Below are 16,735 nucleotides of genomic sequence, written 5' to 3'. Positions count from 1 at the left end.
TGCGCCTTTAGTCTGTTTGGGACAGCATAAATTTTGACCTCCAACCCACTTCATTTCATCCAGATTTGAAACTCTTGTAATACGCTTCCCTAAATCTACTTTTATTCCTTTCTAGTCGTCATAAATCCGATGCGGACAAACCTTTGATATTCGGTATATACTCCTAAAAAAAGGAGAATGGACTATGACGAACAGAGTTCCTACCAATATTATTACTGGCTTTCTCGGGGTGGGTAAAACGACCGCGATTTTAAACTTGCTGAAGAACAAACCAGAGAACGAAAACTGGGCGGTATTGGTTAACGAATTTGGCGAAATCGGTATCGATGGCGCACTGATGACTGATCAGGGTGCGTTGATCAAAGAGGTCCCTGGTGGATGTATGTGTTGTACGGCAGGTGTTCCTATGTCTGTTGGAATTAACGCATTACTTCGTCAAAAGCCAGATCGTCTCCTAATTGAGCCAACTGGACTAGGACATCCTAAGCAGGTTATTGCGACATTAACCTCTGAACAATACACACCTTATGTTGACCTAAAGGCGACATTAGGTTTGGTTGACCCGCGTTATCTTTCAGATGAAAAGTACACATCGAATCAAAACTTTAACGACCAGTTAGACAGTGCAGATGTGATTATTGGCACTAAAGTGGACCTTGTTCACTCTGAAGATATCGATACCTTTAATGACTGGGTAACGAATCAATCTCCGGCCAAGGTATTCCATAAACTGATCCATGATGGCGAAGTGCCGCTTGAAGTGTTAGACATCGAACGTGTTCGAGGTGGTGCATCGTTTGGAATTGAAGCACATCATCATGAACATGCTGAACAAGAGCCTCAGTTTGAGCTTCCACCGGGTGAAGATTTCATTCGCAAAGAGAACAAAGGGCAGGGCTACTTTAGCTGCGGTTGGTTGTTTGGTGCTGAGCACAAATTTGATTTCGACCAGCTGTTTTCTATGCTCTCGGCACTGCAAGCTGAAAGGGTAAAAGCGGTAGTCAATACAGATCAAGGCTGTTTCGCATTTAATGTGGCTAACCAAGTGGTATCGGTTAATGAAATCAGCTTAGATGGCTTTGAGTCTCGCCTTGAAGTGATTGATTCGCAACTCATGCCGTGGGCAGACCTTGAACAGGTATTGCTCAAACTTTGTGGCCTGAAGTAGTAAAAGATGGCACTTGTTGGGCTCCAAGCTCAATAAGTGTCAATTAGAGTGATAAAATTTGCGTTATATCACGATAAATGTGAGATAAATCACTCTAATTACTTTATAGTGCTCGGCTGAAATAAAAATGTAGGCTGTCTGCTTAAGGAACTCGTAACAATGTCATTTTCCTCTCAAGGTTTTGCTCCTGAACTCGTAAAAGCGCTGACTGAGTGTGGTTATGAAAAACTCACACCTATTCAACAAAAAGCGATACCAATGGCGCGTAAAGGCCATGATATTTTTGCTACGGCACAAACGGGTACGGGCAAAACAGCTGCGTTTTCATTACCTGTCATTCAGCATTTGTTGAACAGCGGCAACAAAGCATCACGCGGTACAGCTCGCGCTTTGATCCTTGCGCCAACACGTGAACTGGTTGCTCAAATCGCACAGAACATCAAAGATTACGTTAAGTACACAGAGCTGAGCGTAGCGGCGGTTTATGGTGGTAACAAGATGTCATCACAGGTTCGCCAGTTAGATCTGGGTGTGGACATTCTTGTAGCAACTCCGGGTCGTCTAGAAGAGCACCTAGAAGAGGGTAATGTCTCTATCTCTAATCTTGAGTTCCTAGTTTTTGATGAGGCAGACCGTATTCTCGATATGGGCTTCATCAATGCGGTACGTAAGATCATGATGGATGTTGAAACATCACCTCAAATCATGATGTTCTCAGCGACAACATCAACTCAGTTAAACCAGCTTTCAGTTGATATTCTGCGTAAGCCAAAGCGCATTAGCGTAGAGCGTGAAAACTCAACGGCAGCAACAGTTGGTCACGTGGTTTACCCTGTAGACCAAGAGCGTAAAACTGAATTACTTTCTGAGCTGATTGGCCGTAAAAACTGGCGCCAAGTGCTTGTGTTTGTGAACTACAAAGAGACAGCAAACGAAGTCGTTAAAGAGCTTAAGCTTGACGGTATCAAAGCTGTGTTGTGTCACGGTGATAAAGCGCAGAGTGCTCGTCGTCGTGCGCTGGATGAGTTCAAAGAAGGCAAAGCTCGTGTGATGGTAGCAACAGACGTTGCGGCTCGTGGTCTGGATATCGAAGACTTACCACACGTAATCAACTACGACATGCCATTCCTTGCAGAAGACTATGTTCACCGAATTGGTCGTACGGGTCGTGCAGGCAAACAAGGTCACGCTGTTTCTTTTGTTAACCGTGAAGAAGAGCTGACGGTTGTACAAGTAGAGAAATTGATTCAGCAACGCATTCGTCGCGTAGAGCAACCTGGTTACGAGCCTAAAAAGCGTGATGCGTACATTGAGAAGCTAAACACCAAATCGGCTTATAAGAACCGCCAAGGTCGCAAGAACAATGCGAACGAAGAAAAGCCAGACCAAGCGAATGCTGAGCGTCGTCTAGCAATGATGAAGCGCATCAAGAACCGTCGCAAGTAAGCTACGGTTAATGATAGAAAGAGCCACAGTGATGTGGCTCTTTTACGTTTCAACAGTGGCTTAATTTATAGATGAGTTCGTCATATATAAATGATTACGCAGCATCTGTCGCCCCGATGTTTTCAATAGCCACGACTTTCAACATGCTGTTTCTAAATTGGAAATAGTTAGTTTTACGTAGTAACAAAGCAATAAGGTAACAATATGGATAGTGCGCTACTTTTGGCTTTCATCCCCACATTTTTCTTTGTCTCAATTACTCCCGGGATGTGTATGACCTTAGCGCTTACGCTGGGTATGAGTATTGGTTATCGTCGTACTCTATGGATGATGGCTGGCGAACTGGTTGGCGTGGGAGTTGTATCGGTGGCAGCGGTACTGGGTATTGCTTCGATCATGTTTAATTACCCTTGGTTGTTTACTGGCTTTAAGTTCGTTGGGGCAGCGTATCTGTTTTACCTTGGCGTTCAAATGTGGCGTTCGAAGGGTAAACTGGCGATCAGCACTGATAATCAAAATCAAGCAACAGGTAACGATTGGGACCTGGTGGTTCAGGGCTTCGTTACGGCCATCGCGAATCCCAAAGGTTGGGCGTTCATGATTTCTCTGTTGCCACCGTTTATCAATAGCTCTAAGGCGTTAGTGCCTCAGCTCTCTATCTTAGTTTCTATTATCTTGGTATCGGAGTTTGTGTGTATGACGTTATATGCGACGGGAGGTAAGAGTCTGAAGCACTTATTGGGACAAGCAGACAATGTTCGTTTGATGAACCGTATTGCTGGTACCTTGATGATGGGTGTTGGTGTATGGTTGTTTGTGAGTTAATTTTGATTGACGAGAACGGGTAGAGATCCCCGACTCAGTTGTTCCTCCTTCTCGAGGATGACGAGCAATAGTAATGTGAAAGCTCGGACTCTTACTTAAACCTTAGATTGAATAGAATATAAAAAGAGCGATAGGGTATTTGGCCTTATCGCTCTTTTGGTTTTCGTTAGCTAAATAACAGTAAGGTTACTGATCTTCGCCTTTATCATGTATCTAAACCGCGATTTCACCACCATCTTCACGACGGATAACCACAGTTGCAGCTCTTGGGCGAACCTTGCCTTTTGTCTCAGCGGTTGCATCATCAGACATTGGCCAGTTTGCGGGGTGCTGAATGTTCACAAACAGTGACTTGTAATCAGGGCTAATGGTAAAGCCTGTTACTTCACAGCCATTTGGACCAACAAAGAAACGCTTCAACTGGCTTTGGTTTTCCGCACTGATAACAGCATGGTCACCATTGTCATCTGTTAGCTGAGACGGAACGACAGCCAACATTTGATCGTTGGTGTACTGAGTTACTTCATCAGCGCCATTATCGGTTTGAATCCACAGAATACCGCGACCATCGAACGCCAAGCCGTCTGGGCTAGCAAATTGGTTGATGTCGTTTAGGCCTGAACGGTTGATCTTAGGATCTGAAACCGCTGGTGAGCCAAACACAAAGATATCCCATTGGAACGCGTCTGCGGTTTTGCCTTCATCCCAACGAATCACATGGCCAAACTTGTTGTTAATGCGAGGGTTCGCAGAGTTTGGCTCTTTGCGCTTAGTGTTGTTAGTGAGCGTTAGGTAAGCCGTGCCAGTCATTGGGTCAACTGCACACCACTCAGGGCGATCCATCGGTGTTGCACCAACAAGGTCAGCGGCGCCAGCAGTATTTACAATCAGCTCAGCTTGAGAATTGAATGTGTCAGAAAGCTTGCCACCTTTCGCAGCCATGCTGTTTAGTGTTAACGGTAACCAAGAACCTGTGCCATCTTCGTTGAATCGAGCCACATAGAGCGTACCTTTGTCCATGTACTTATCGCCGGCAACAAGTCGGTTTTCTGGCTTCGCATCTTTTGGATCCCACTTCGCGTCAGAAACGAATTTGTAAAGATATTCGAAGCGAGAATCATGACCAGAATAGAATACAACTGGCTGACCTTCGGTCACTTTGCCAAACGTACAGCCTTCGTGACGGAAACAACCTAGTGCAGTACGCTTCTTTGCACGTGAATTAGCAGTATATGGGTCGATTTCAACGATGTAGCCGTGGCCATGTGCCTCATTACGGTAGTCATCTTTTGCTGACTTGCCATTAGGAGTTACATCAAAGCGTGCGAACTCATCTAGTCGCTCTTCAGCACTGCCAGCTAGTGTATCCCAGCCGTAACGCGTTTTATCTGTTGCAATACCGATACGCTCTTGCGCTTTGGTCGATTGACCTTTGTTAACAAAGTAGCCTGGCCAGTTTTCCTCACATGTTAGATATGTGCCCCAAGGGGTGTAGCCATTACCACAGTTATTTAGTGTTCCACGAGCTTGGCTGCCGTCGGGAGAGTATTTAGTTTTCACTAACTCTGTGTGGGCAACAGGGCCTGAAAGATCCATTGTTGTCGCACCTGTGTAGCGGCGGTTTAGTGGATCGTTGTCGACCATAACCCACTGATTGCCATCTAGCTTAACGCGAACGACACTCACACCATGTGCGTTGATCTCTTTACGCACTTCATCAATGCTGGTGCGAGCGCCATCTTGGTATGTTGGGCCATTAGGGTGCAGTGCTTTCTGATCGATGTATTCGTGGTTGATAACCAGTAGGCCATCGTTGTTGTTGTCGTCTAGCGGGAAGAAGTGCATGCCATCGTGGTGCATGCCGAGTGCGTTTGCTTGGTCGTCGCCAGTGTTTTTACCATCTTCACGCCATGCATTACCTTGCGCGTTTAATGGTGTTCCCCATGGTACAAGCACCTGTGCTACGTAACCTTTAGGTACAACGACACTGTCGGTTAGAGACCCTTTTACAGATTCAAAAGCAAGCTGTGCGCTGCTCTTTGCTGATGATGCGTGAGATGCCGCTGCAGCCGGTGCACTATGACCTGCTAAGCCGAAAGCACCAAATGCCGTCATTGCACTGATACCTAAACCACCTTTAAGAATGCTGCGACGAGATAGGCTCGCTTCTAACACTTCTTCAAAGGGTTTGTTATCACTATTGTTAAAGCGACGGCTATCGAATGTTTCCTTGCTCATGAACTTACTTCCTATTGCGGTTGAGATGGTTATTAGAGTAATAGTTTCAATATGAGGCTAATCCTGATGGAAGTAAGTGACATATTTTTATAAATTATTTTAAGGTTTTGTTGCTGTAGCACGATTCTTACGCTTTTGGGCTCAATGCCTTATAAATCTCTTTGGAATTGATAGGCAACTGTGTATAAATGCTTATATCCCCATGAGAAATGGGCGACACAATCAAGAGAGAATGCTATGAAATTAGATAAAATCGAAAACAAGAACCGTCGTCTACGTAAAAAGCTATACCTAGGTGAATTCGCTATTTTGGGTTTTGAAGTGAGCTGCACAACATCTATTACTGATTTTGATCAGTACGATGTATTCATCGATGAGTTCATTGATTTTATCGATGGTATCGGATTGTGCTTTGGTGGCGGTGGCCTTGAGCTGTTTGAAGGTTTTGTGTGCGCAACGGAGCGCTACCGTTCAGTAACAGAAGCAGAGCAGTTGCAAGTAGCACAATGGCTTGAAGCTCGTGCAGAGGTGAGCAAAGTTGAAGTGAGCGAGCTAGTAGACGCGAACTACCTATAACCTCTTACTGCTTTAAACATTCAGTGAAATGTCTAAGCAAATCAGAACAATCAAGGCCCAGTGTTCACCCACTGGGCTTTTTTCTACGCGTTTGTTCAGACACTGTATCCTGAGTGAGAGAAAACCAAGAAACTTGTGAGACTTTTATGAGAATTGAATGAAGTCGCTGATAGATCTCATTGCCATCCTATTTATCAACACCTTGGTCGACGACCATTTTTGATAAAGGCATAACTCGCTCAATGAGTGAAACTAGGATGGAATCATTATGAACAAGCAAAAAGTTTTCGGACTCACATTTTCTGCGCTGGCATTGTCTATGTCGGTTTCAACACTTAATGCGGCTGAGTTGGATATCTCTATTACCAATGCGACGAAAGGTATCTACTTCACACCGATTCTAGTCGCTGCGCATGACTCAAGTTTATTCATGTTTAGAACTGGTGAAACGGCCAGTGCTGAATTGGAAGCTATGGCCGAAGGTGGCGATATTTCAGGCCTGTCGAGTGTTATCACCAACGCTGGTGGTGTCGTATCGGAAAACCCAGCTAGCGGTATCCTAAACCCTGGAGTAACAACGTCACTGACTATTGATACTGGTGACCTGAAATATCTATCTTTAAGTGCAATGCTCCTTCCAACCAACGATGGCTTTGTTGGTTTAGATAGTTGGAAAATTCCAGAGCAAGCCGGTACCTACAAAGTTTCACTCAATGGCTATGATGCTGGTACAGAAGCGAATGATGAACTTGCCGGAAGTATGCCAAACCCTCCATTCATTACATTCGGTAGTGGCGGTACGGGTGTAGAGACAGCGGTGTCAAACAATAAAGTCCATATTCATCCGGGTAACATTGGTGATGACAACGCGACTGGTGGGATAAGTGATCTCGATAACAGCAGCCATCGTTGGTTAAACCCGGTTGCGACGATCACAATTGAAGTGAAATAGGGGGCAGTTATGAAATTACGTATTTTAGCCATTGCTGCTTCTGTGGGGGTGCTCGCAGGTTGTCCAAGCGATGACAATGATCACTATTATCGCTACAACGTGACAGTAACGAATTTGACGCCAAGTCAACCAATGTCGCCGCTAGCTGTATTAAGCCACAATGGTAACTTTGAGCTGTTTGCTATTGGGTCAAGCGCGTCAACTGAACTCGAATATTTAGCGGAAGGCGGAAGTAACTCTCAGCTAATTGATCTGATGAACAGTGATAGCAATGTTTATCAGGGTGTGTCGGGTAATGGCTTGATTCTACCGGGAGAGGGTGACACCGTCACATTGACCCTTAACTATAAACAAGCTAAGTATCTCTCATTAGCCTCTATGCTAGTGAATACCAATGACGCGTTTATCGGTGAATCAGGTATCAATATCAAAACCCTGTCTGTCGGTGAGACCTTTACCATGAATATGGATGTGTGGGATTCAGGTACTGAGGCAAACAGCGAAACCGCAGCGACGATCCCTGGACCAGCAGGTGGCGGTGAAGGTTTTAATGCTGCTCGCGATGATACAGATGCAGTCTCATTTCACTCTGGTGTGATAAGCCAAGATGATGGTTTAACTGCATCGACGTTGAGCGCATCGCATCGTTTCTTAAACCCCGGCGCTCGTCTGTCTATTACTCGAATAGAGTAGATATTAGCCAATTGAATGAAATAATTCTTTCCGTGTTCCGGTCGAATAGAAATGGACGCTACTGGAACATGGTTGAATTATGGAATCGACAGCAAACAAAATGACAGCGCAGATACTACTGGTTGAAGATGATAACGATCTCGCCGAATTAGTGACCATGCACTTGCGCTTTCAGGGGCAAGAAGTGTGCAGAGTCGCCAGTATTGGAGAGGCGATGTCCGCCTATCAAGAAAACGATTTTGATCTAGTCGTACTTGATCGCGGTCTACCCGATGGAGATGGCGTGGAGTTTTGTCGCTCTGTGAGAAAAGAGAAAGATTGGACGCCAATGCTGATGTTGACCGCTCGTGATAGTGAGATGGACAAAGTCTCAGGTTTAGAAGCCGGCTTAGATGACTATATTACCAAGCCGTTTAGTGTCCTAGAGTTTCAAGCTCGAGTACGCAATGTGCTCCGAAGAATCAGTCACGAAGACCTTCCAGCTCAACCAACCTCTCAGCAAGAACATACGATGTCTTTTGGTCCACTGGTTATTGATACTGAGCTTCACCAAGTCGTGTTAGACGGAAGAGAGGTCTCTTTGACGGCTATGGAGTTTTCCTTGCTGTCATTTTTAGCAACAAAGCCAGGGCGCGTGTACAGCAAAGACCAGCTTTTGGACCATGTGTGGAACACTCATCATGCCGGATACCATCACACTGTGTGTAGCACCGTAAATCGTCTACGCAGTAAGTTGGTTACTCAAGACGGTGAACAAAACTATATCCAGACGGTGTGGGGGGTTGGATATAAGTTTCATGCTAAGCATTGATTCGTTTAAGCAAAAATAGGATAGGGCAGATGGAGGTTGAATTATGAGCTTCAAGTCTCGATTGATGGCATTCACTAGTATTTGGTTTTTGCTGGCGAGTGTGGCAATTGGTTTTACATATCATTGGCAAAAACAAACGATCGAGCAGAGAACCAAGCAGAGCTTACACAAGGACTTGGCGCGTCATATGCGTGATGACAATCCTCTTATGGTCGGGACTGATTATAACCCTGTAGCGCTTAAGAGTATTTTCCATACCTTAATGTTGATTGGCCCTGACTTTGAGATCTACTTTCTCGATGCTCAAGGTAAGATCACCACTCACGCTGCTCCTGAAGGCACAGAGATGATGGAGTATGTTGATTTAGGACCCATCCAACGTTTTCTCGCCAACGAAGCATATCCAATCTTAGGGGAAGACCCTCGTACGCCGACAGACCCTAAAGTGTTCTCTGTTGCAGCTATTCAAGAGTTAGGCTCAACGGTGGGCTATCTATATGTGTTGATTGGTAGTAATCGCCACGCTGTGATTGCTGATGCCCAAGTTGATTCCTCGTACATTGCACTCGCAGCTTTGGTATTGATATCGATTTTAGGTTTTGCAGTCGGCGCTTACATGCTAGTAAAACGAAGTTTGCTTAATCCTATTGAGAAAGTGACAGACAAATTGCAGCAGCAAGCAGAGCATGACTTTAGGTTAGAGCCTGATTTCACCAAGCAGGTGCCTGAATTAGTGCCTGTGGCGAGGTCTTACGAATTGATGGCCAAACATATACAGCAGCAGTTTCTGCACCTTGAATATCAATCCTCACAACGTCGCCAAACATTAATCCAATTAAGTCATGATCTAAAAACACCACTGTCTAGCGTATTGGGTTACTTGGAAACGTGGCAGTTACAGAATCCTCAACCTGATCCATTGATTGATGTTGCGTATCGAAACAGCAATAAATTGTTCGAGCAACTTAACTCGCTACTGGACACGGCGAAACAAGAGAAAGAGCTGCCGACCTATGAATACCGGACGATTGATTTCAATCGCTTACTGACGTTATGTGAGGAAACATTCAAGAATCAGCTCGATGCCAAACATATTAATCTCAATGTGAGAATCGATAGTGCTGTATCGATCGTCGGGGAACAGAAATTGATCGAGCGATTGATGTTTAATTTGATGGAGAATGCAATTCGTCACGCTCCACACGATGGTGAGTTAAGCATTGTTGTCGAGCAAGGTACGCAAGATAAGCGAACAAGAGTAACCATTCAAAATGAGGTCGACAGCCTCGCTGCTAAAGGCTCGCTCGGTATAGGTACGCGCATTGTACAATCGATTTTGATGCTTCATCACAGTGTTCTAGAAACAACAAAGGCAGATAACACCTTTAAACAAAGTTTTTATCTGCCTTCTGCAAATGTTCTTGGGTCCTAGGGAGGGGAGCTAGGCTCACTCCAACAAGGTGTTATTGTTCGCCGTTCTGCTCGTTCACTTTTGCGTAGAAGTGAAGAAGTTCGGTGAGCTCTTTCACCCAACCGAATGCATCTTTCGGTGCGTTCTTCAAAATTGATTCTACTTTTTCACAGTGAACCTCAATCGCGATCGCTTCTTCCAAATTGAATGAGATCGAATAGAAGTGCCAAAGCAGAAGACGAGTCATACGATCAATATTCTGCTGAGCGTTCTCTGATTCAGAAAATGCCAAATTAACTTCACCTAACGCGATCGCCGTCATTCGTAGCATCGCGTCAAATTTAGCTGACTGCATGCGCTCTTCGCTGGTCACTTCTTCTTGCTCAAAGGTAAACAGCTCATTCATCGCATCTTCTGGAACCAGACGATGGATCATTCTTAGACTGAACTCTTCAAGCTCATGACGTGGCATGGTGATCAGGCAGTTAAGTGTGTAATCGCGTTGCATGACATTCTCTCTTTAGAAAAAGGTGCGCCAGTGTAAATGAGAAACAGCTCGATAAAAAGTGAATTATCACTGTATCTTCTTTTATGCGTGGCGCTTTGGTGGCTCGTAATCGAGTGACGCATCCTTTTTAAGAAAGATGTTACTTGCGAGTAGGCTGCCACTGCAGATGAATGCTAGCGAGAGCCAGCTGCTTACACTTGGTACTTCGTGGAAGATTGGTATAGCCAATAGAGTAGCGATCACAGGCGTTGAACTGCCAAAAGCGGCAGAGCGCTCGGCGCCAAGTGTCTGTACCGCATATAAGTAAGTAGCTGCCGCAATAATCCCAGCTCCCACCCCCTGAATCGCACTGTGCGTAAGTAATTCGTTGACTGGCCATTGGGTCATCGATTGTTCATATAGGTAGCTGGGAAGCACTCCTGCGACGATTAAAGCTATTAATAGGATGCTCGACATCAAACTGACCAAGCCCGCAACGACAAGGGCATTCAGATTCGCAACTCGCGCTGAAATTGTAAATATCGCCCACATCAAACTGGCAAACAGAAATAGCAATTGGCCCAATGTCTCAGAGCCAATTAATGAGTCACTGGTGTGCTCTTCATGCTTAGATAAGCCAGTAAACAAAAAGATAACAATACCGATGATTACAAGTGCGAAGCCGATAACGCGATGATGGCTGAGTGGTTGCTTGAAAAAGAACACTGCGATCATGGTAACGAACAGTGGCAACGTCCCCGGTACGAGCGCACTGCCTTGAGCAACAGACACATACTGCATCGCTGAACTCGTAACCAGTAAGTAGGGCAGTCCGCAACCGATGAACATACCTATCAAGTAGATTTTAGGTACTGATGCAATCGCGTGGCGAGCTTTGTATACCAGAGGAAAAAGAACGAGTGACGGGATGAGAAATCGAGTCAATGCGATATCTGAGGGAGCTAATACCGAGTTGGCTCCTCCCTTTAAAGATAAAAAGAAACTAGCCCAAATCATTAAAGTGACGGCAATTGAGGTGTACCCGAGCAACATTGTATTTTCCTATCCTTGGTTGATAGACATATTATGAAGCACGTGGAAAGGTGAAAATTGGCAATATTTACTTTGAATTGATGATTACTTAACTGATATCGTTAATTATTAGTAATTATTTGACGATTTACACCAATATGGGGGTTAATGCGATGGATCGTGTCGATAAACACTTGTTAGAGCTATTACAGCGAGATGGTCGCTTAACCATTGCAGAGCTAGCGGATCTCGTCGGGTTGTCTCCGTCTCCTTGTGCCAGAAGAATCAAGCGCCTAGAGCAGAATGGCATTATTGATAGCTATCGAGTGAGCCTGTCCCGAAGTCATGTTGGCATTGCAATGAGTGTGTTTGTGGAGGTGAGCCTGAGTAATCACCAAGAGAAATCAATCAATGAATTTGAACATGCCATTGTTGAGATGGAAGAGGTGATCAGTTGCCATGTTGTGTCTGGAGCGTATGACTATTTATTGGAAGTGGTTAGTGAAAACTTAAACGCGTACGAGTCGTTCACTAGGAAACTACAGCGTTTAGAAAACGTAAAAGATATCCATACGCACTTAGCAATCAGGCAGGTTAAAGGCAATACACCGTTACCTATTTATAAGGGGTAAGTTTGAAGCCAGTTAGCGAAAGGTGTGAGCTGGTGGAAAAGGTGTGGGGCTAGAAACGAAAAACGGAGCACATAAATGTACTCCGAATCCAAAATCAGTCGCTAATTTTAGTGATATTTGAAATTGGAAATTGAACAATCTCCAGTTTTCGTGTCAATTCTGAATGAGAAAGCATGAGAATGGTAATCAACGCCGTCATTCCAAATTGTCTCGCCAAATATCTTGCATAGCTCTAGCTCACTTACTGAACCGAACTCTTCCATGTGTTTTACTACTGATAAAAGCTTAGCTCTTATCTCCGCAGTCCATTCCGTGTTACTCAAGCAGTTTAAAGCCATCGATTTTTGCATATTACCTAGCCAATATATTACTTGTTATTAAGTTATATGAATGGCCATCATAGCAATTTTTGAGAGTTTGTAAATATTTTTTGTGATGAGTGTCGCAGATAAATTTGGGTTTTGATGTTGTTTTAACCGATGTTGTTGAAATGGATAAAACTAACGTTACAAGTTGTTGAAAGTGTGAGTGTTTATAAAAACTACATAAATAGTCACTTCAGGTCGGCGTCATCTCCCAGCGCCGCTTGTTTGGCCGAGAGTATAGAATTTGATTCATTAAGGTATCTGAGGGCGAGATTTCTGAATTTATCACTCAAACTGGCATAGTCTGAAATGAGTGTTTGTGTATGAGCAACGTGGCTCTGCGCTGTCTTATATTGATACTCTTGACTTTGTGAACGACAGCTCTCAGCGGTGCTTGTCCATCCGTCTCTTAGTTCAATGACTTGTTCGATCTCAATTTGTGTTAAATGTGCTTGTTTTAAAAGTAACTTATACGCTTGGCGTGCTGTTTTTATTTGCAAATTAAGCTGACGCTGAAAGTAAGGGTTGTTTTGCTTCCAAAACGAAATGAGCTCTTGGTGTGAAAATTGTTTTGAAAGAAAAATGTGTGATTTGAATGTTCCAAGAACAAGATTGAACTCCTTTGAGTAATCATTATAACGATTCTCAGCTGTCAATTGACTATCCAGTAACTGATCCCACTCATATTGATTGCATTCAAAGGCATGAACTCGAAAGGTTATTGTGGCGGTTGCGAGTGCGATTAAACAGGCTGGCGCAAATCTCATACTGACCTCCATCTTCCTAACATATTGAATAGAGTATAGATGAGCATCAGAAAGAGTTGTTGTACACTGAGTTCATCTATGGAGAGTGAGTAGCATTTGTCATGAAAAAAGTAATCATAGCGTTGGTGATATTGTGTCTTCTTGGTGGAGGAGGAGCCGCCTATTACTTTTTAGTAATGAAAAAAGACGATGTGACTCCCCTTGAAGAGGAAAAGGCGCCTGTTGAACAGACGTCAGAAGATCCGCAAGAGGAGCTTAAGCCAATACTGGATCTATCTGCTTTGCCCGAACAAACCGACTATTACGTTTCTGAACGAAAGATAGCGGTTTACGATGAACCGAATGTCGATGCTTTGATAAAGGATTATTTCTACAAAGGAGAGCACATCGAAATCCTTGAAAAATCGAATGGTTGGGGACGTATCACCGACTACATCGTTTTGAGAGAGGGCGCACCAGAAATGGCAGAGTGGGTTGAGATGTCTAAGTTAAGCGAAGATGAGGTCATTATATCTGCCGATGAACATGTTGAGATCCTAGATTCATACTTGGTGAAGTCCGACGATCTAAAAACCTACCGTAAACCTTTTAGAGTTGCCGTTGACAGTTTGATCGAGAATGGCACCTGTGAGCCAGGCGATTTTGAAGAGCTTGGTGGTTGGGTCAAGTCGGTTAAGTACTCGAATCGCAATGTCTACTTCATTTATTGTGGCGGTTTAAAACTGGAAAACAAGATTTATTTAGACGCGGATACCGGTGAAATATTTTCACTTTAAAATATTAATTTAAATGAAATATATTTGAAATTAATATAGTCAATTAGACGTTAGTTTAGTGGTTAATAACAAAAAGCTCATCAGTTATGATGAGCTTTTTTTATTTTTGTATATTTAGTTATTACCTTGGTTAATAACTTTTATGTAGGGTTCTTTTGGAGGATTAATCAATTCGGTTAAAGTTGGATAACCAGTAATTATTACAGTGAATATGATGAAAATCAGACTTTGCACTTATTTTGTAATGTATGAAAAAATAATAACAATATCTACGAATTCAAACGCTTACATCTTATGTTGATAAAATTACCAATAATAAAATCGTTGTAAATCAGGGTTTTATGTTAATTTACAAGCTGATAACATTTCATTGGGGTTGAGATCTAGGTCAAATTTTGGTCATTAAATATGAAATTAGTTTAGTTTGTAATAAAAGTTTTTAGTCCGAGCATGTAGGGTTTAATTAAAGCGGTAGTCATGGATTTAATAAGACGCGCTAAGCATTTTTTCTTAATAGTATTGTTATTTGCTTGTATCGGATGGAGTTATCAATGAAAAAACTTGCTTTAATTACAGGTTCGAAAGGTGGGATAGGTTCAGCAATTTCTTCTAAGTTGGTCGAACAAGGCTATCGTGTGATTGCGACTTACTTTACTGGTAATCACCAGTGTGCAGTAGATTGGTTTAATGAAAAACAGTTCACTTCAGAGCAAGTCAGATTGTTCGAGCTTGATGTGACCAATACTGAAGAATGTGCTCAGCGTTTAAGCAAGTTATTGGAAGAAGAAGGCACGATTGATGTGTTGGTAAACAATGCTGGCATCACACGAGACAGTGTCTTCAAGAAAATGGATGCAGCAGCGTGGCGAGACGTTATCGATACGAACTTGAACAGCTTGTTCAACGTTACCCAACCTCTTTTCGCTCCAATGTGTGAAAAGGGAAACTGTCGAGTTATTAATATTTCGTCAGTGAACGGACTTAAAGGTCAGTTTGGTCAAGCAAACTACTCGGCGGCAAAGGCTGGCATGATTGGCTTCTCTAAAGCTCTAGCGGCAGAGGGAGCGCGCAGTGGCGTAACCGTGAATGTTATTGCACCTGGGTATACCGCAACGCCTATGGTCGAGCAGATGAAATCAGAAGTGCTTGAGTCCATTAAAGGCCAAATTCCAATGAAACGTTTGGCAACGCCAACTGAAATCGCAGATGCGGTTGGTTTCCTTGCAGGTGAATCGGGTGCGTACATTACAGGCGAAACACTGTCTGTAAATGGCGGCTTGTACATGAACTAAGGACTCGTAAGGAATAAACCATGGAAAAGATATTCATTGTTGCCGCGAAACGAACGCCTATTGGCTCTTTCACCGGCGCTTTAAAAGATACATCGGCCGGTGAGCTGGCTGGCGTGGCGATCAAAGGTGCTTTGGAAGCTGCGCAACTAGACCCTTCAAATGTAGATGAGGTCATCGTGGGTAACGTGATTTCTGCAGGGCAAGGAATGGGAGTTGCTCGACAAGCTTCACTGTTTGCTGGAGTTCCGCAAGAAGTTCCTGCGTATGCGGTCAATATGATCTGTGGCAGTGGTATGAAGTCGGTGATGGACGCTGCAGCCCACATTAAAGCTCAAGATGCAGACGTTGTTGTTGCGGCAGGCGTTGAAGTGATGTCGCAAATACCTTTTGTCGTGCCTGCTTCAGTGCGTAATGGGCACAAGATGGGCAACATCTCGATGACCGATCTCTTAATTGGTGATGGACTGACTGATGCTTTCAATCAGTACCACATGGGTGTTACGGCAGAGAACATCGCAAAAGAACTGAACATTTCTCGTTTAGCGCAAGACAACTACGCATTAGAGAGTCAGCAAAAAGCGGTTGCGGCGATTGAGGCAGGGAAGTTTGTTAACCAAATCGTTCCGGTAGAGGTGAAACAGCGCCGTCAAACCGTCGTTTTCGATACCGATGAATACCCTAAGTCAGATGCAACCTTCGAAGGGTTACAGAAGCTAAGGCCTGCATTCGATCGTGAAGGTAGTGTGACTGCTGGGAACGCTTCAGGCATTAATGATGGCGCAAGCGCAGTCATTGTCGCTTCAGAAAGCGCAGTGAAAAGACTAGGGCTTACGCCACTAGTGGAACTCGAAAGCTATGCGCAGTCGGGGCTGGACCCGAAAATAATGGGGTTAGGACCAGTTGAAGCGGTGACTAAAGCCTTGGCTAAAGCTGACATTCAACTGAAAGATATTGAGTTGTTTGAGCTTAATGAAGCGTTTGCTGCACAAGCTCTGGGAGTTATGTATCAGTTAGCTGAAGAGCATGACCTACCGCTAGAGGCATTTAAGCATAAGGTGAACGTTAATGGGGGTGCGATTGCATTAGGTCATCCACTTGGCGCTTCGGGCAATCGCATTATTGTCTCTTTAGTTCATGAAATGCTATCAACTGACGCCAAATCTGGCGTGGCTTCGCTGTGTGTCGGTGGTGGTATGGGTACGGCTGTTTTATTGAAAAACGTCAACGAGTAACTTCAGCAGTGGCGGGTGGAAATGGATTCGCC

The 16,735-nt window shown here is 44.0% G+C and carries 17 protein-coding genes; 12 read left to right on the top strand and 5 right to left on the bottom strand.

Features of this window, described 5'->3' with window-relative positions; all coding sequences use genetic code 11:
* Positions 1-184 precede the first annotated feature (184 nt).
* The 3 genes from KI743_RS02985 to KI743_RS02975 all read left to right on the top strand — a co-directional run bounded on the left by KI743_RS02985 (position 185) and on the right by KI743_RS02975 (position 3,439).
* The gene (locus KI743_RS02985) at positions 185-1,168 is read left to right on the top strand and encodes a GTP-binding protein (protein ID WP_032552680.1); all 984 of its coding nucleotides are present in this window, start codon (positions 185-187) and stop codon (positions 1,166-1,168) included.
* 159 nt (positions 1,169-1,327) lie between these two features.
* Positions 1,328-2,614: a DEAD/DEAH box helicase gene (locus tag KI743_RS02980; RefSeq protein WP_150869688.1), complete on the top strand. Its 1,287-nt coding sequence runs from the start codon at positions 1,328-1,330 to the stop codon at positions 2,612-2,614.
* Positions 2,615-2,818: 204 nt separating this feature from the next.
* Positions 2,819-3,439: a LysE family translocator gene (locus tag KI743_RS02975; protein WP_285464815.1), complete on the top strand. Its 621-nt coding sequence runs from the start codon at positions 2,819-2,821 to the stop codon at positions 3,437-3,439.
* 213 nt (positions 3,440-3,652) lie between these two features.
* Here the strand turns inward: KI743_RS02975 and KI743_RS02970 are convergent, their stop codons facing one another.
* Positions 3,653-5,677: a PhoX family phosphatase gene (locus KI743_RS02970; protein WP_285464813.1), complete on the bottom strand. Its 2,025-nt coding sequence runs from the start codon at positions 5,675-5,677 to the stop codon at positions 3,653-3,655.
* A 237-nt stretch (positions 5,678-5,914) separates the two neighbouring features.
* On the opposite strand from KI743_RS02970, the gene KI743_RS02965 reads away from it, so the two are divergent.
* The 5 genes from KI743_RS02965 (at position 5,915) to KI743_RS02945 (ending at position 10,141) form a co-directional block, all read left to right on the top strand.
* The gene (locus KI743_RS02965) at positions 5,915-6,253 is read left to right on the top strand and encodes a YggL family protein (RefSeq protein ID WP_032552676.1); all 339 of its coding nucleotides are present in this window, start codon (positions 5,915-5,917) and stop codon (positions 6,251-6,253) included.
* A 268-nt stretch (positions 6,254-6,521) separates the two neighbouring features.
* A complete protein-coding gene (locus KI743_RS02960; protein WP_152469621.1) occupies positions 6,522-7,205 on the top strand; it encodes a spondin domain-containing protein in 684 nt (227 codons plus the stop codon).
* A 9-nt stretch (positions 7,206-7,214) separates the two neighbouring features.
* On the top strand, positions 7,215-7,898 hold the full coding sequence (locus KI743_RS02955) for a spondin domain-containing protein (protein WP_150869683.1): 684 nt from the start codon (positions 7,215-7,217) through the stop codon (positions 7,896-7,898).
* A 79-nt stretch (positions 7,899-7,977) separates the two neighbouring features.
* On the top strand, positions 7,978-8,709 hold the full coding sequence (locus tag KI743_RS02950; RefSeq protein WP_285464809.1) for a response regulator transcription factor: 732 nt from the start codon (positions 7,978-7,980) through the stop codon (positions 8,707-8,709).
* Positions 8,710-8,752: 43 nt separating this feature from the next.
* A complete protein-coding gene (locus tag KI743_RS02945; protein ID WP_285464807.1) occupies positions 8,753-10,141 on the top strand; it encodes a HAMP domain-containing sensor histidine kinase in 1,389 nt (462 codons plus the stop codon).
* A 31-nt stretch (positions 10,142-10,172) separates the two neighbouring features.
* Here KI743_RS02945 and KI743_RS02940 read toward each other — a convergent pair whose 3' ends face one another.
* Together KI743_RS02940 and KI743_RS02935 are read right to left on the bottom strand one after the other, a co-directional pair.
* Positions 10,173-10,628 carry a hypothetical protein gene (locus KI743_RS02940; protein ID WP_032552671.1) on the bottom strand — a complete coding sequence of 152 codons (456 nt, stop codon included), beginning with the start codon at positions 10,626-10,628 and terminating at the stop codon, positions 10,173-10,175.
* 81 nt (positions 10,629-10,709) lie between these two features.
* Positions 10,710-11,660: a DMT family transporter gene (locus KI743_RS02935; RefSeq protein ID WP_285464804.1), complete on the bottom strand. Its 951-nt coding sequence runs from the start codon at positions 11,658-11,660 to the stop codon at positions 10,710-10,712.
* A gap of 152 nt (positions 11,661-11,812) precedes the next feature.
* On the opposite strand from KI743_RS02935, the gene KI743_RS02930 reads away from it, so the two are divergent.
* A complete protein-coding gene (locus tag KI743_RS02930; RefSeq protein ID WP_152469616.1) occupies positions 11,813-12,271 on the top strand; it encodes an Lrp/AsnC family transcriptional regulator in 459 nt (152 codons plus the stop codon).
* A 107-nt stretch (positions 12,272-12,378) separates the two neighbouring features.
* On the opposite strand, the gene KI743_RS02925 is transcribed toward KI743_RS02930, so the two are convergent.
* Both KI743_RS02925 and KI743_RS02920 read right to left on the bottom strand, forming a co-directional pair.
* Entirely contained in the window at positions 12,379-12,621 is a 243-nt protein-coding gene (locus KI743_RS02925; RefSeq protein WP_084181908.1) for a hypothetical protein, read from the bottom strand.
* Positions 12,622-12,824: 203 nt separating this feature from the next.
* Positions 12,825-13,403, bottom strand: coding sequence for a hypothetical protein (locus KI743_RS02920; protein WP_285464800.1), 579 nt, complete (start codon positions 13,401-13,403; stop codon positions 12,825-12,827).
* A gap of 101 nt (positions 13,404-13,504) precedes the next feature.
* Here KI743_RS02920 and KI743_RS02915 point away from each other — a divergent pair, with 101 nt between their 5' ends.
* The 3 genes from KI743_RS02915 (at position 13,505) to KI743_RS02905 (ending at position 16,703) form a co-directional block, all read left to right on the top strand.
* Entirely contained in the window at positions 13,505-14,179 is a 675-nt protein-coding gene (locus KI743_RS02915) for a hypothetical protein (RefSeq protein WP_285464799.1), read from the top strand.
* Positions 14,180-14,730: 551 nt separating this feature from the next.
* Entirely contained in the window at positions 14,731-15,471 is a 741-nt protein-coding gene (locus tag KI743_RS02910) for an SDR family oxidoreductase (protein ID WP_032552666.1), read from the top strand.
* A gap of 20 nt (positions 15,472-15,491) precedes the next feature.
* On the top strand, positions 15,492-16,703 hold the full coding sequence (locus KI743_RS02905) for an acetyl-CoA C-acetyltransferase (protein ID WP_285464798.1): 1,212 nt from the start codon (positions 15,492-15,494) through the stop codon (positions 16,701-16,703).
* Positions 16,704-16,735: the final 32 nt, after the last annotated feature.

It is taken from the genome of Vibrio sp. D420a, from assembly GCF_030248625.1.
In the GTDB taxonomy this organism is placed as follows: domain Bacteria; phylum Pseudomonadota; class Gammaproteobacteria; order Enterobacterales; family Vibrionaceae; genus Vibrio; species Vibrio fortis_A.
Note: the sequence above shows the minus strand (reverse complement) of the source record. Positions and strands in the feature narration are given on the sequence as shown.

Bases quoted from the DNA above. Each gene is read 5' to 3' on its own strand.
- KI743_RS02950 (WP_285464809.1), top strand. From the start codon at position 7,978: ATGGAATCGACAGCAAACAAAATGACAGCGCAGATACTACTGGTTGAA.
- KI743_RS02970 (WP_285464813.1), bottom strand. From the start codon at position 5,677: ATGAGCAAGGAAACATTCGATAGCCGTCGCTTTAACAATAGTGATAAC.
- KI743_RS02985 (WP_032552680.1), top strand. From the start codon at position 185: ATGACGAACAGAGTTCCTACCAATATTATTACTGGCTTTCTCGGGGTG.
- KI743_RS02945 (WP_285464807.1), top strand. From the start codon at position 8,753: ATGAGCTTCAAGTCTCGATTGATGGCATTCACTAGTATTTGGTTTTTG.
- KI743_RS02905 (WP_285464798.1), top strand. From the start codon at position 15,492: ATGGAAAAGATATTCATTGTTGCCGCGAAACGAACGCCTATTGGCTCT.
- KI743_RS02915 (WP_285464799.1), top strand. From the start codon at position 13,505: ATGAAAAAAGTAATCATAGCGTTGGTGATATTGTGTCTTCTTGGTGGA.
- KI743_RS02975 (WP_285464815.1), top strand. From the start codon at position 2,819: ATGGATAGTGCGCTACTTTTGGCTTTCATCCCCACATTTTTCTTTGTC.
- KI743_RS02965 (WP_032552676.1), top strand. From the start codon at position 5,915: ATGAAATTAGATAAAATCGAAAACAAGAACCGTCGTCTACGTAAAAAG.
- KI743_RS02910 (WP_032552666.1), top strand. From the start codon at position 14,731: ATGAAAAAACTTGCTTTAATTACAGGTTCGAAAGGTGGGATAGGTTCA.
- KI743_RS02935 (WP_285464804.1), bottom strand. From the start codon at position 11,660: ATGTTGCTCGGGTACACCTCAATTGCCGTCACTTTAATGATTTGGGCT.
- KI743_RS02955 (WP_150869683.1), top strand. From the start codon at position 7,215: ATGAAATTACGTATTTTAGCCATTGCTGCTTCTGTGGGGGTGCTCGCA.
- KI743_RS02940 (WP_032552671.1), bottom strand. From the start codon at position 10,628: ATGCAACGCGATTACACACTTAACTGCCTGATCACCATGCCACGTCAT.
- KI743_RS02980 (WP_150869688.1), top strand. From the start codon at position 1,328: ATGTCATTTTCCTCTCAAGGTTTTGCTCCTGAACTCGTAAAAGCGCTG.
- KI743_RS02930 (WP_152469616.1), top strand. From the start codon at position 11,813: ATGGATCGTGTCGATAAACACTTGTTAGAGCTATTACAGCGAGATGGT.
- KI743_RS02925 (WP_084181908.1), bottom strand. From the start codon at position 12,621: ATGCAAAAATCGATGGCTTTAAACTGCTTGAGTAACACGGAATGGACT.
- KI743_RS02920 (WP_285464800.1), bottom strand. From the start codon at position 13,403: ATGAGATTTGCGCCAGCCTGTTTAATCGCACTCGCAACCGCCACAATA.
- KI743_RS02960 (WP_152469621.1), top strand. From the start codon at position 6,522: ATGAACAAGCAAAAAGTTTTCGGACTCACATTTTCTGCGCTGGCATTG.